Annotated in this window: 11 protein-coding genes; 6 read left to right on the top strand and 5 right to left on the bottom strand. The window is 49.6% G+C overall.

Annotation, left to right across the window (positions count from 1 at the left end; translation table 11 throughout):
- The first annotated feature begins 179 nt into the window (after window positions 1-179).
- The 4 genes from K7B67_RS17130 (at window position 180) to K7B67_RS17115 (ending at window position 7,181) form a co-directional block, all read left to right on the top strand.
- Window positions 180-4,340: a response regulator gene (locus K7B67_RS17130; protein ID WP_252177095.1), complete on the top strand. Its 4,161-nt coding sequence runs from the start codon at window positions 180-182 to the stop codon at window positions 4,338-4,340.
- Window positions 4,337-5,167, top strand: a complete 831-nt coding sequence (locus K7B67_RS17125; protein ID WP_252177094.1) for a protein-glutamate O-methyltransferase CheR — start codon at window positions 4,337-4,339, stop codon at window positions 5,165-5,167. Before K7B67_RS17130 ends, K7B67_RS17125 begins: the two co-directional genes overlap by 4 nt.
- Window positions 5,167-5,745, top strand: coding sequence for a chemotaxis protein CheB (locus K7B67_RS17120; RefSeq protein WP_252177093.1), 579 nt, complete (start codon window positions 5,167-5,169; stop codon window positions 5,743-5,745). The genes K7B67_RS17125 and K7B67_RS17120 overlap by 1 nt, the downstream gene beginning before the upstream one ends.
- A 71-nt stretch (window positions 5,746-5,816) precedes the next feature.
- A complete protein-coding gene (locus K7B67_RS17115) occupies window positions 5,817-7,181 on the top strand; it encodes a diguanylate cyclase (RefSeq protein ID WP_252177092.1) in 1,365 nt (454 codons plus the stop codon).
- A gap of 64 nt (window positions 7,182-7,245) precedes the next feature.
- On the opposite strand, the gene K7B67_RS17110 is transcribed toward K7B67_RS17115, so the two are convergent.
- A complete protein-coding gene (locus K7B67_RS17110) occupies window positions 7,246-8,511 on the bottom strand; it encodes a 6-phosphofructokinase (RefSeq protein WP_252177091.1) in 1,266 nt (421 codons plus the stop codon).
- 209 nt (window positions 8,512-8,720) lie between these two features.
- Between K7B67_RS17110 and mpl the strand changes: the two genes are divergently transcribed.
- Together mpl and K7B67_RS17100 are read left to right on the top strand one after the other, a co-directional pair.
- Window positions 8,721-10,085 carry a UDP-N-acetylmuramate:L-alanyl-gamma-D-glutamyl-meso-diaminopimelate ligase gene (gene mpl / locus K7B67_RS17105; RefSeq protein WP_252177090.1) on the top strand — a complete coding sequence of 455 codons (1,365 nt, stop codon included), beginning with the start codon at window positions 8,721-8,723 and terminating at the stop codon, window positions 10,083-10,085.
- 4 nt (window positions 10,086-10,089) lie between these two features.
- Window positions 10,090-10,704, top strand: coding sequence for a flavin prenyltransferase UbiX (locus K7B67_RS17100; RefSeq protein WP_256484529.1), 615 nt, complete (start codon window positions 10,090-10,092; stop codon window positions 10,702-10,704).
- Here the strand turns inward: K7B67_RS17100 and K7B67_RS17095 are convergent.
- The 4 genes from K7B67_RS17095 to K7B67_RS17080 form a co-directional block, all read right to left on the bottom strand.
- Window positions 10,697-11,548 carry a hypothetical protein gene (locus tag K7B67_RS17095; protein WP_252177089.1) on the bottom strand — a complete coding sequence of 284 codons (852 nt, stop codon included), beginning with the start codon at window positions 11,546-11,548 and terminating at the stop codon, window positions 10,697-10,699. The two genes, K7B67_RS17100 and K7B67_RS17095, sit on opposite strands and share 8 nt — an antisense overlap.
- Window positions 11,549-11,625: 77 nt before the next feature.
- Entirely contained in the window at window positions 11,626-12,549 is a 924-nt protein-coding gene (locus K7B67_RS17090) for a hypothetical protein (protein WP_252177088.1), read from the bottom strand.
- Between the two features lie 49 nt (window positions 12,550-12,598).
- The gene (locus K7B67_RS17085; protein ID WP_252177087.1) at window positions 12,599-12,904 is read right to left on the bottom strand and encodes a hypothetical protein; all 306 of its coding nucleotides are present in this window, start codon (window positions 12,902-12,904) and stop codon (window positions 12,599-12,601) included.
- Window positions 12,905-13,050: 146 nt separating this feature from the next.
- Entirely contained in the window at window positions 13,051-13,584 is a 534-nt protein-coding gene (locus K7B67_RS17080; RefSeq protein WP_252177086.1) for a hypothetical protein, read from the bottom strand.
- Window positions 13,585-13,694 lie beyond the last annotated feature (110 nt).

Below are 13,694 nucleotides of genomic sequence, written 5' to 3'. Positions count from 1 at the left end.
CTCCTGATTTCCTCAGACCCATTGGACAACTGGTGATATTTCCCTGCTTATCGGCTCTAAAACTTTCCTTTAAAGAGGCGATGCAATAAAGGATAAACCGCTGGAGTCTCGCAATTCAGACTGTAGGCGCATTACATCGTACTTAGTTGGGGTATTAAGTGGCAGGGATGGCGAGATAAATGCAGGATACACAACAATCATCTGATAGAAAATTCAGGCATGGTCTATCAGTCACACTCTTTGTTTGGTTTATGGTTCTGTCGCTGGGACCTATTACGGTTATTGGTTTCAACGAATACCGTGAAGGTAAGCAAACCATTGTTCAGAGTCGTTATGAGCAGTTGAGTACGGTCAACCAGCTACTGAGTCAGCAGATTAATGATTATTTTGACTCAGTAGTGACCAATCTGTTTATCAAGGCCGGAGTCGCCCAAGAGTTCCTGTCTCATCTGACACAGAGTTACCAAGCTCAAGAGATATCAACAGAAGCGTTTATTAAATCTGACAGTTACCAGCAGATTTTGGATCAGTACTCCGGCGAGTTTGTGGATTTTTTACGCTATTACGATTACTCCGACCTGATTCTGGCGGATGCAGAAGGCAACATTCTGTATACCGTGAATGCCTATGATGATCTGGGCAAAAACATTTTCAAAGGACCTTTTGCTAATACCGTATTTGCCAAAGCCGCCCGCGACAGTCTGGCAGAGGTAGTCCCCAAGTACGCTGATGTGGCGGCCTATCCACCCGTCGGGGATCAGAAAGTCAGTTTCTTTATTTTACCAATGGTGGATGAGAGTGAGAAAACAGCCGGTTTTCTGGCGGTTCAGATTCTGGCTCATAACGTTCAGAACATTTTTGAGAGTGAAGACCATTTTGGTGGTGTTTTGAAGTCCTATCTTATTGGTGACGATGGCTATATTCGCTACGGTACTGATCTGGATTCAGACCTGTCCATGACATTGAAAGCGGCTAATACCCTGACAGTGGACTGGATGGCCCATATTGATGCCGAAGGTGTGTTTCATGAAATCCATGATCATGAGGCGGAGAATGAAAGTCACGGCCTTGATAGCGATGCAGAGCTGACCGAGCTGTTTGGTGAAGAGGTCGCACTTGAGTCAGATGCCTCCGGCCATCATAAAGTCGACCAAAGGCTTCATATCAAGAGCTACAAAAACGTCTATGGGGACAGTGTTCTGGGAACCTTCTATGCCATTGAAGTAGCCGGTACGCCCATGGCGCTGATCTCTGAAGTGAGCGAGAAAGATGCCTTTGCCTCTGTTATTCAGTTCAGAAACCGCTTGATCTATATCACAGCCATTACCGCCCTGATTGTTATTTTGATTGCACTGATCATTACCCGCAGGCTGGTCAGGCCGATCAGAACCATCACGGCCTGGGTCAACCGGGTGGCGTCGGGAGATTATGCCCAGGGGGCGGTACTCAGTGGCCACAATGAAATCAGCGACCTCAGTCGCAGCTTCGCTGAGATGACGGAGAAGTTGAGACATGTCATCACTGATAACGATCGCAAGAGCTGGCAACAGGAAGGCCAGACCGGCTTGAATAACTGCATGAGGGGAGAGCAGGAGCTGTCAGAGGTCTGTAAAAACATCGTTTCCTATCTTGCCCGTTACCTGGATATGCAGACCGGTGCCATGTATGTCATGGATGATGAGAAGCGATTGCAGTTGATGGCCTCCTATGCCTGGAAAACACGCAGGCAAAGCAAAAACAGTTTTGAGATTGGCGAAGGCCTGGTGGGTCAGGCGGCCATGGAGAAGCAGGCGATAGAGCTGACCTGCATTCCTGAAGATTACATCAAAATAGAATCGGGATTGGGCAGCGCACCTGCGAAAGTCATTATTACCGTACCGCTTGTTTATGAAGGAGAAATTAAAGGTGTTCTGGAGTTTGCCCTGCTCAGGGAGCTGACCGATGAGCAGAGAAGCTTTCTGGAAGATGCCTTGGAAAGTGTCGCTATCGGCATTAATTCTGCCCAGTATCGCACCCGTGTTAATCAGCTGCTCGAAAAGACCACACGCCAGTCGGAAGCTATGAAAGAGCAGCAGGAAGAGCTGCGTTCAGTGAATGATGAGCTGGAAAGCCGGGCCCGGGTGCTGGAGGAGTCTCAGGAAGAGCTGAAAGCCCAGAGTGAAGAAATGCAGAAGTCTAACGCTGAACTGGAAGAGAAAACCGAACTTCTGCAACAACAGAAAGCCGAGATTGAACGGAAAAATCTGGATATTGAGCTTTCCAGAAAAACTCTGGAGCAAAAGGCCGAAGAACTGGAACAGGCCAGTAAATACAAGTCTGAATTCCTGGCCAATATGTCCCATGAACTGCGCACACCTCTGAACTCACTGCTCCTGCTGGCGCAAATGCTCGCCGATAATGACGAAGGCAACCTCAACGAAGATCAGATTGAATCTGCCCAGGTGATCTACAGCGGTGGTAAGGAGCTGCTTGACCTGATCAACGACATTCTTGATCTGTCCAAGGTTGAAGCCGGTAAGATGAGTATCAATCTGGATGATATGGATATCGAAGAGCTGTGCTCCAGTATGCGGACGCTGTTCAAACCTCTGGCCGGAAACAAGGGACTGGATTTTGCCGTGGACATTGATCCTGGTACCACCAAGGTCATTCTCTCCGACAGCCAGCGGGTTATGCAGGTGCTCAAAAACTTCCTGTCCAATGCCTTCAAGTTTACGGAACAGGGGGGCGTCTACATTCGGGTATTCAACTCAATCCGCAAGACAGACCATGGCGATGAAACCTATGTCGCCTTTGCCGTCAGGGATACCGGAATAGGCATCCCGGAAGAAAAACAGGAAGCCATCTTCGAGGCATTCCAGCAGGCGGACGGCTCAACCAGCAGAAAGTACGGCGGCACGGGATTGGGGCTGGCTATCTCACGAGAACTGTCTTCTATACTGGGGGGTTACATCGGCATAGAAAGTGCTGAAGGTGAGGGAACAACATTCACTGTCTATCTGCCTGATAATGCTGTCTGTTCAATTGATGGCGAAAAAATCATGGCTGAAAGCCATTCCTCCGCTACCAGCAATGGTTATCAACAAACGGCCTCGGCTCCTGCTGCAAAAAAACCGAAAGCGCCACCGGCTTCTGTGGCTGAAAAAGTTCCGACCAAAAAGAGAAGACCCACGGCTGGCAAGAATATTCTGATTATTGAAGATGATCAGCACTTCTCGGATATCGTTAAACAGCTTTCCGGCAGTCATGGTTATCAATGTCTGGTGGCGGCCAATGGCAAGGAAGGGATTCAGACCGCGATCGAAGAGCAGCCGATGGCCATCATTCTTGATCTGGGCCTGCCCGATATGGATGGTGAAGAGGTGCTCAGCCAGTTGCAGAAGAATGCTGTGACAAAAGACATACCGGTTCATATCGTATCGGGCCGTGATCCCGACGAATTAGAGCGAGAGGGGGCTGTGGGTTATCTGGTCAAGCCGGTGTCAGTCAATGACCTGGAAATGGTTTTCAGCACGCTGGAAACGGCTCTGTCAGAAGATATCCAACATGCCCTGCTATTAGACAGTGACACTGAAAGTCGATCGCACCTGGCGAACATGCTCAGGGAAAAAGGGATGAACATCGCCGAGGTTTCATCCGCTGAAGAAGCCGAACAGTCGATGGCCGAGAATCACTGGCAGTGCCTGGTGATGGATATCGATTTACCCGACAGCAGTGGTCTGGCGTTTTTACAGAAACTGCAGGAAAAGATGGGCGACACTATGCCGTCCATCGTCATTCATACCGATAAGAAGCTGACGACCGAAGACCAGAAAGCGCTGCAGAAATATACCCGTGCCCTGGTTATGAAGGGAGATTACGCTTCTGAAAGGGTCACGGATGAGGTCAGCCTGTTTATTCACTCCGTTGAAAAGTTGGCTCCGGCTGAAGCAAAGCCAGCAGCAGAGACCGTGAATAAAAAATCCCTGGAAGGTCATAAAATCCTGCTGGTGGATGATGATCTTCGTAATACCTTCGCTTTGTCCAAGGGGTTGCAGGGACTTGGCCTGGAAGTGGTCATTGCTGACAACGGACAAAATGCCCTTGATAAGCTCGATGAAGAAGAGGGTATTGAGCTGGTGCTGATGGATATCATGATGCCGGTAATGGACGGCTATGAAGCCATGGCCAAAATACGTGAGATTGACCGGCTTAAGAATCTGCCTGTGATTGCACTGACAGCCAAGGCCATGTCCGATGATAAGGCCAAGTGCATAGAATCAGGAGCCAATGACTATATGACCAAGCCGGTGGACATCGACAAGCTGGTTGAAATGATGAAGGTGTGGTTATTCAAATGACAGAAGCCGGGAATTCGGATCAGGACTTTGAACTGAAGTTACTTTTGAGCGCCGTTCAGGGAAAGTACGGCTATCAGTTTGGCAGTTACGCCAGGGCCTCCTTGATGCGTCGTGTCAGAAGGCATATGCAGACATCGGGTGTTCAGCACATCAGTGACTTGATTCCCTTGTTTCTTCATGATGAGTCGGCTTTTGCCGCTTTTGTTAAAGATATGTCGGTGGTGGTAACAGAGATGTTCCGGAATCCGGAATTCTTCAAGTCGCTGAGGGAAAGCATCGTTCCGATTCTGAAAACCTATCCGTTTATCAAAGTCTGGCATGCAGGTTGTGCCAGTGGTCAGGAAGCCTACTCCATGGCCATTCTTCTCGACGAAGAAGGCTTGCTGGATCGCTGTCAGATCTATGCCACAGACTTTAACGATCAGGCATTGCGTCATGCCAAAACCGGTATCTATCCGGAGTCTGAGATGGCGCTCTATGAAGAGAATTACCGAAAGGCAGGGGGCAAGAGAGAGTTATCAGACTACTGCCACAGAGGCTATGACTCCATAAAGTTTAATGGACGACTGGCTGATCATATTACCTTTGCCAATCACAATCTGGTGACGGATGGTGTATTCGGGGAAATGAACCTGATTCTCTGTCGTAATGTGCTCATTTATTTCAATCAGGAGCTTCAGGATCGGGTGCTGCAACTGTTGTTTGACAGCCTCTGTTCCAGGGGGGTGCTCTGTATTGGCAAACGGGAAAATATTCTCTTCAGTTCAATCGGTGATCAGCTGGAAGTCGCGGATCGAGACCAGCGCATCTACAGGAAGTGTATTTGATGAACAACGGGGTTGTGGTGATCGGAGCCTCCGCCGGAGGTCTTTCGGCACTGGAATCCCTGCTCGTGGAGCTGGGGAGCTGTCTTTCTTACCCCGTTGTTATTACTAAACACCTGGCCCCCGGTGATGAAGAAGGCTTATTGAAAGTTTTGAGCAAAACATCGCCACTGGCTGTCAGCATTGCTTACGACAAACAGAAGATGACCAACAATCATGTTTATCTGGCTCCCGGTGGTTACCACCTGCAGATTGAGGACAGGGAAACCCTGAGTTTGAGTATTGATGAAGCCGTCTGCCACTCCAGACCTTCGGTGGATGTCCTTTTTCAATCCGCTGCCGATGTTTTTGGTAAACAGCTGGTGGGCGTCGTTTTAACCGGGGCCAATAGAGATGGTGCAGAGGGTATCAGGGCCGTTAAACAGGCAGGAGGCATCACCCTTGTCCAGAATCCAAAAACAGCCGAGGTGCCGATCATGCCCAGGTCAGCCATTGCCACCGGCTGTGTGGATCATGTACTGGACTTGAGAGATATTGCGATCTTTTTAAAAGCTATTTCTTTAAAAGCTATCTCTTTATAAAACTATTTATAAAACTCTTTATAAAACTATGAATTTCAAATTTGGGACTTGAATAAATCAGGAGAGCAGTCATGGATGACAAGCCGAAAGTCAAAATTCTGGTCGTGGATGATCGTCCTGAGAATCTGCTGGCCATGAACAAACTGCTTAAGCCCCTGGGGGCGGAGATACATAAAGTGGACTCGGGTGAAGCGGCTTTATCAGAAGTGCTTCATCATCATTTTGCAGTCATCCTTCTGGATGTGCAGATGCCGGGCATGGACGGTTTTGAGACGGCAACCTTGCTACACAGCAATAAGCAGACAGCCAATATTCCTATCATTTTCGTGACTGCCATTAACAAGGATCAGGCTTACATCAGTAAAGGCTATCAGGCGGGGGCGGTTGATTATCTGCCTAAACCCATCAATCCGGATATCTTGTTGGGCAAGGTTAAGGTGTTTCTGCAACTGGAAGAGCAGCGGCTTGAGCTTGAACAGGTCTCCAAAGAGCTACGCTGGATCAGCCGAAAAAATAAGCTGCTGCTGGATAATGCCGGTGAAGGGATTGTCGGCCTTGACCCTGATGGCAGAATCTCGTTCATTAACCCAACCGCTTGCGCCATGCTCGAGGGAACCGAAGAAAATCTGTTGGGAGAACATATCAGTCGGTTTTTGTTCGACACTGAAGGGGAAGAGGCGCTGGAAAATTGGCAAGCGTCTGAGATACGTGAGAAGACCATGGTCGCCGGAGGCACCTTTCATACCTCAGAAAGACAACTGTGGACGTTTTTGGGAAACAGCTTTGCCGCCGAATACAATATGGCAGCCATTGTTAATGGCAGGCAGGAAGTGCAGGGTTGCGTGCTACTCTTTCAGGACATCACTGAGCGCAAAAAGCTGGAAAATCAGCTGTTGCAGATGGCGAAATACGACAGTTTGACGGGACTGGCTAACAGGACTCTGTTCAAAGAATTCCTGGGAACGTCATTGGCCAGGAGTGAAAGACGTAATAAGAGTACCGCCGTCATGTATCTGGATTTGGATCATTTCAAGGAAATTAACGATACCCTTGGGCACGATGCGGGCGACCTTTTGCTGAAAAGTGTTTCACAAAGGTTGCAGGAGTGTGTCCGTGAAGGTGATCTGGTGGCCCGGTTAGGAGGTGACGAATTTGCCATTATCCTGGATGACGTGGCGGAAGCATCGGATGCCAAACTGATTGCCGAGAAGATTCTCACCAGCATCCGGGAGCCCCATGATCTGAATGGCGAAGCCAGGCACGTCGGCACCAGTATCGGCATTGCAACCTCTGAAGATACCGGCTCCGATGCCGAAGCCCTGCTCAAGGCGGCCGATCAGGCCATGTATGTGGCCAAGAAATGCGGACGGGATGATTATCGGTTGGCGTCTGAGCTAAACAGTGAAGAGCGGGAACAGGCAGAACAAGGCAGCTAGTGCTCCCCTGAAGACGCCCGGAACAGACACATAAATTGTGATTTCCTAATCCGGGCATCGCTTATTAACCTTCAAAAGTATTGTTGAGTTTCTTCTCAACCATGACTTTCCTGAGTTTGGCGAATCTTGGCAGGCCATTGAGGTAAGGTGGATATTCTTCACCTTCAATCAGCGGCTCAAGGTATTCCCGGCAAACCGGGGTAATGCCGAAGCCTTCATCATCAATAAACGCCATGGGCATTTTCTTTTCGTAATTAGCCACTTCTTCCAGCTGAACTTCATCGATAGACCAGCGATAGGGTGCATTGGACTCACGGGTGATACAGGGCATTACGGCATTCTTGCCAGTGACCGCCAGTTCAACCGCCGCTTTACCCACCGCATAAGCCTGCTCAACATCCACTCTGGAGGCAATATGTCTGGCGGAACGCTGAAGATAGTCGGCTACCGCATAGTGATATTTGAAGCCGTGTTCTCGCTTGATCATGGTGCACAGTGCCGGTGCCACGCCGCCGAGCTGGTGGTGACCAAAAGAATCAATAACCGTGGTTGAGGCCGATACGAAGCTGCCATCGGCGTATTTGGCGCCTTCTGAGGCAACAATCACACAGTAGCCTTCTTGATCCACGGTTTTCTTGACCTTGGCCAGAAACTTTTCTTTATCCAGTGGTGTTTCGGGAAACACAATAATATGGGGAGGATCGCCATCCTGACGAGCGGCAAGACCCGCAGCCGCTGCCAGCCAGCCGGCATGACGGCCCATCACTTCCATGACAAACACTTTTGTTGAGGTATCGCACATGGAGGCAATATCATGGCTGGCTTCTTTAGTGGAAACTGCAAGGTATTTGGCCGCAGAGCCAAATCCGGGACAGTTATCGGTGACCGCAAGGTCGTTATCGATGGTTTTGGGAACGCCAATGCAGGTAATGGGGTAACCCATTTTTTCACTGAGCCGGGATACCTTCAGCGCCGTATCCATGGAATCGTTACCACCGTTATAAAAGAAGTAGCCGATATTGTGTGCCTGAAACACTTCAATCAACCGGCGGTATTCGGCTTCACTCTCTTCAAATGATTTGAGTTTGTAACGGCATGACCCAAAGGCACCTCCGGGGGTTCGGTGCAGTGCACCGATGGTTTCGTGGGATTCCTGGCTGGTGTCGATCAACTCTTCTCTGAGCGCGCCAAGGATTCCGTTATGACCCGCATAGACCTTACCGATTTGCTCCGGGTAGCGACGTGCGGTCTCAATAACGGCGCAGGCACTGGCATTGATAACCGCGGTAACGCCTCCTGACTGTGCGTAAAATGCATGCTTGATGGACATCCTGAGTAGCTCTCGCAAGTAGTCTTGGCTTTGTGAGTTTATGTTGTTTTATGGTGAAACGGATTTTGCCCTGAATGATACTTAAAACAAGCCTGTTTGTCCGTTTATTTCGTGGCACTTTTTCTGTAAAAAGGTAACGAGATAGTGTTAAAGATAGTGTTAAAGATAGTGTTAAAAAGTCCGACCAAAACGACATGAGTAAGGATAATATGCGCGTACATATTCTGGGAATCTGTGGCACATTTATGGGAAGCCTCGCGCTTCTGGCCAGGGATGTCGGGATCCGGGTCAGTGGTTCTGATGAGCACGTCTATCCCCCCATGAGCACGCAGCTGGAAGCTCAGGGCATTGAGTTGATGCAGGGTTATCACATTGAGCACCTGAAGGATGAGCCTGATCTGGTGGTGATAGGAAACGCCATGAGCCGGGGGAATCCGGTGGTGGAGCACGTCTTGAACAAAGGACTCGCCTACACCTCGGGCCCTCAGTTTTTTGCCGAGCATATTCTTAAAGACAAATGGGTGCTGGCAGCCGCTGGTACTCATGGTAAAACCACCACCAGCAGTATGTTGGCCTGGATTCTGGAACATGCCGGGATGGCGCCGGGCTTTCTGATCGGAGGCATTCCGGCTAACTTTGGTATTTCGGCAAGAATGGGAGAAACCCCCTTTTTTGTGGTCGAAGCGGATGAGTACGATACGGCTTTCTTCGACAAACGTTCCAAATTTGTCCACTATCATCCCCGTACCGCCATTCTGAATAACCTTGAATTTGACCACGCTGATATCTTTGAAAATCTGGCTGCCATTCAGAAGCAGTTTCATCATCTGGTCAGAACGATACCGGGTGATGGGCGGATACTGTCTCCGGCCAGCTGCGAAGCTCTGAACCAGGTTCTGGAGATGGGCTGCTGGTCGGAACAGGAGCAGTTAGGCGTAGAGTGGACGACCCGTCTGATTAAGGCAGATGGCACTGCTTTTGATGTCCTGTATCAGGGCAAGGTGGCAGGTCAGGTAAACTGGTCGCTGACTGGCGAGCATAATGTTGCCAACGGTCTGGCGGCCATAGCCGCTGCCCGGCACGTTGGGGTGTCGCCTGCTCTGGCCTGTGAAGCCTTGTGCCTGTTCAAGGGGGTCAAACGCAGAATGGAGTTGCTGGCAGATATAGATGGCATCAAGGTCTATGATGACTTTGCCCATCACCCGTCGGCTATTGAAACCACTTTGAATGGCTTACGCGCCGGACATCCGAATGACCGTATCCGGGCTATTATCGAGCCGCGTTCTAATACCATGAAAATGGGCGTCCATGGCAATGCCTTGTCGGATTGTGTTAAGAACGCTTCGGAAGTCATCTGGTTTCAGCCCACAAACGTTGAGTGGCTGATGGATGAGTTTGTTGATAAAAGTCCTGTACCTACTCTTATGATGTCGTCTACTGAAGAGATTATCGATTACCTGATAAAGACCTCTGAAAGTGGCGATCATCTGGTCATCATGAGCAATGGTGGCTTTGAGGGCATTCATCAGCGTCTGCTGATGGAGTTTGATAAAACAGCACTGGCAAAAGGTTAAGACATTGGCCGAGAGAATAACGCTTGCTATCACCGGGGCTTCCGGAGCCCAGTACGGACTGAGGTTGATGCAGTGTCTTACCGCTTCGGGGGCGGAGATTTTTTGCATGATTTCAAGAGCCGCAAAGGTGGTGATCGCAACCGAAACATCGCTGAATCTGCCTGACGGTGACCGGGAAGCAGAGGCAGTCTTGATGGACTACTGCAAAGCCAGGGCTGGACAGATCAAATTATTGGGCCATGAAGACTGGATGTCGCCGGTAGCTTCAGGCAGTGGCGCCCCCAGTCAGATGATCGTCTGCCCCTGCAGTTCTGGTACTTTGTCGTCTATAGCCTATGGAGCCAGTAATAATCTGATCGAGAGGGCGGCGGATGTCGCTTTAAAAGAGCGCAGGAAACTGGTTCTGGTGCCCAGGGAAGCGCCGTACTCAGAAATCCATCTTGAGAATATGCTTAAGCTGACCCGAATGGGGGCAGTGATTTTGCCTGCATCACCAGGATTTTATAACAAGCCTGAAACCATGGAAGACCTGGTGGATTTCGTGGTGGCCAGAATATTGAGCCAGCTGGGCATTGAGCAGACACTGATGCCCAGGTGGGGAGAGGATTATATTAGTTAAGTCGTAACTGAAGGTTGTAGAGCCAGAGTGCCAGTGCATCCAGATAAAGTATTGCCCGGGTTTGTTTATCCGCTGTTTGGGCAGCCACTTCGGGTTGAAAGGCTTCAGGCAGTTCCTGTTTCACCACTTCCAGTTGATAGTGTGCATGGGGTTGGTCAGAAATCACCAGTGTCTTGCCGGGAACCGGCGACCTTTTCATCCATTCAATCAGGGTGTCCCGTGTGTTGGCTCGCTGCCAGTAATTTTGTTTCCAGACTCTGGGAGAATCAATAAATTCTACCGGTAGCTTTTTCATTTTATCGGGGAGTTTCATGGTGGCAAACAGTTGAATGGCGCCTTCTGTTTCTGTGATGGGTCTGGCTGCCTTAGGGTTCTTTCCCCTGGGGAGCTTGCCAATACTGCCGGCCATCAGGCGGTCAATGTTATCGATACAGGCTTTCAGGGGGCGCTGCCCTACCAGAAAAACGATTTTGTTAAACCGAATACCTTCCTGCCAGAGTCTGGCGAGGTGGTTAAGTCTCCGCTCCATTCCGGGAACCGTTGCCCCCAGGACTAAGCTGTACTCATAGTTTGAAGATGAAGGGAGTAACTCTTGAACCAGATTGAGTGTTTTAAGATGATCCATGACCGCTTTATGCTGGTTCGGCGTTAAAGGCAGATCTTGCATTTCCCAGCGTTCCTGGCCGGGTTGTCTGCGCCACTGTTGAGAGGCAGAGATCAGTGACTCAAGGGAATAGGAGTGAGGGATACCGACTTCGTCCATTAAAGTGGCTAAGTCTGACAGTTTCAGAATCGTGCCGTACTCAGGAAGCTCGTTGTCAGAGGTGGGATGATGTTGGTGCATAGAGTCCTTCCATGGAATCATTCAAGAGGCAGGTGCTAAAGCCGTACAGGTTTTTTTCGGCTGGGCAGTGGTGTGGTTTAGTCAGCCTGTCGCTGAGACATTCTGATCTGGAGGTTGTGGAGCCAGAGAGCTAAAGCGTCCAGATACATGATGATCTGGCCGTCAGGATCTGCCTGCTGGGCTGTTCCCTCGGTTGTAAAACCTGCGGGCAATTCCTGCCGGATCACCTCCTGCTGATAAAGAAGGTGAGGCTGGTTCGATACGATCAGAGCCGAGCCGGGTCTGGGGTTAGTTTTCACCCAGCTTTTGAAACTGTCTCTGGTGTTGCCTCGTTGCCATCGATCCACCAGCCAGGTTCGACTTGATGAGAAGAACTCGACGGGGATAGCCCGCATATCATCAGGCATTTCAGTAGCCATATAGACCATTCTGGCCGCTTCTTTTTCTGTGGCGGGGCGTGCCTTGTGTTTTTTATCTTTTGAGGCTTCTTTGCCAACCACTTCAGACACCAGTGCTTCGGTCAGGTCGATGTTGTCCTGAAGGGGGCGCTCTCCTGATAAAAAAATGATCTTGTCGAATCGGACACCCTCTTCCCAGAGGGTCACCAGATGCTGAAAACGGCTTTTCATTCGCGGTACTGTTGCACCCAGCAACAGGGCGTAATCAAACTGTTTTTTATCGGGTTTGGCCTTATGGATTAAGCCCAAGGCTTTCAGGTGTTTCAGTACCTTTTTTCTCTGTTCTTTTGAAAGCTTCAGGTCTGACACTTCCCAGCGCTCCTGACCGGGTCTTCTTCGCCACTGCTGGGTGGCTTCGACCATAGAATTAAATTCTTTTTTGTGAGGAGTGCCGGTTGCAGAGAGCAGGGCTGAAAGTGAGTCAAGCTGTTGTTCGCTTAACGCCGATCCCGAAGCCAGAGCTTTGGCAGTAAGGAAGAACGTCAGTACAAGCCCTGATAGCAGGAGCTCATACCGTTGATAAGGATTGAAGTTCATGGTCAAAATGGATTTGTATTTGTTTAAAGCACTTCATAATAGATCAACTTTTGGCTTAATGGGGTAAAGTTGGAAGAGAAGATTGCGTCACGGCATTGATCAGGTTCTGATCCAGGTCTGGCAAGGCCCAGGCTTCAGGATAGTTTTTTGAAAGTTCTTTAATCATGACCGAATACTCTTCTGCCGGTTTATTCAGAAGGTACGTTAGAAAGGTGTAGATACGGTTGGACATCTGATGATTAAACTGGGTCATCTGCTCTTGTGAAATAGCGTTGGCCTGTTCAGCCTCTTCCAGAACAGAGTTACGGGTGCAGTTAGCGGCAATCATCAGGGCTAGTTTTTTGACGGTATCGTCGTTCATGGGGGGCTTCCTTGGCTTGTTTGTTTTCCTATCTTCAGTGTAGATCGGTAAGAGCTGCTCAAGGTAAAGCAGGATTATTTGGATCAGGTGAAGTAAGCGTGGCATTAGCAAAATGCCACGCATGAGTGAAGGGCATTAATCATCCCTTAATTGAGAACATTTTCTGCTGTCAGTTTATAAGGCTCATCAGGAGTAATATCTCCGTACATAGCCTTATACATTTGCAGCTCGGCGGCATCCTGATCGGCCTGCTCCTGTTGTCTGGCAACGCTTGACCAGGTGTTTGAGGCGAAATAAAACCCGACCGCACCGCCCAGACCCATGCTAAACGCAGCGCCTACTGTGGATCCGAAAAGGAAGCCACCGGCCAGTACTCCTCCCATGCCCCACCGGGCGACGGTTCCCCAGGCTTCATTGGCCCGTACACAGTACTGCTTGATGGATTTCCAGGCTCTGGTGTTTTCGATGGATTTGATCTTGTCCTTTATGAACGTCGGGGTTTTGAAACTGTCCACAGTCAGCCCCATAAAGGTTCTTTTGGCTCTTTCCCCCACTTGCCCAAGAGCCCTGCCTCCAGTCGCAACCAGGACATCAGCGGTTTTTTGAGCCAGCTGATTGACAACCTCATAATCCTTAGCCCCTGTTGGCGGTGAGTTCGCTGCTATTGTTCCGTAAGCCATGGCATACCTCCTTGATAATCCATAAGCGTGTTGGTTTTTCACGACAAGGAGTATTGCATGGAGTGAAAACAAGGGTCACTGACGACCCGGTCAGCATGACTAACTATCGT

Source organism: Endozoicomonas sp. 4G, from assembly GCF_023822025.1.
GTDB lineage: Bacteria > Pseudomonadota > Gammaproteobacteria > Pseudomonadales > Endozoicomonadaceae > Endozoicomonas_A.
This window is presented reverse-complemented; position numbering and strand designations above follow the sequence as displayed.

Coding starts and splice junctions, on each gene's coding strand:
- K7B67_RS17095 (WP_252177089.1), bottom strand. CDS start 11,548: ATGCACCAACATCATCCCACCTCTGACAACGAGCTTCCTGAGTACGGC.
- K7B67_RS17120 (WP_252177093.1), top strand. CDS start 5,167: ATGAACAACGGGGTTGTGGTGATCGGAGCCTCCGCCGGAGGTCTTTCG.
- K7B67_RS17125 (WP_252177094.1), top strand. CDS start 4,337: ATGACAGAAGCCGGGAATTCGGATCAGGACTTTGAACTGAAGTTACTT.
- mpl (WP_252177090.1), top strand. CDS start 8,721: ATGCGCGTACATATTCTGGGAATCTGTGGCACATTTATGGGAAGCCTC.
- K7B67_RS17080 (WP_252177086.1), bottom strand. CDS start 13,584: ATGGCTTACGGAACAATAGCAGCGAACTCACCGCCAACAGGGGCTAAG.
- K7B67_RS17085 (WP_252177087.1), bottom strand. CDS start 12,904: ATGAACGACGATACCGTCAAAAAACTAGCCCTGATGATTGCCGCTAAC.
- K7B67_RS17110 (WP_252177091.1), bottom strand. CDS start 8,511: ATGTCCATCAAGCATGCATTTTACGCACAGTCAGGAGGCGTTACCGCG.
- K7B67_RS17130 (WP_252177095.1), top strand. CDS start 180: ATGCAGGATACACAACAATCATCTGATAGAAAATTCAGGCATGGTCTA.
- K7B67_RS17115 (WP_252177092.1), top strand. CDS start 5,817: ATGGATGACAAGCCGAAAGTCAAAATTCTGGTCGTGGATGATCGTCCT.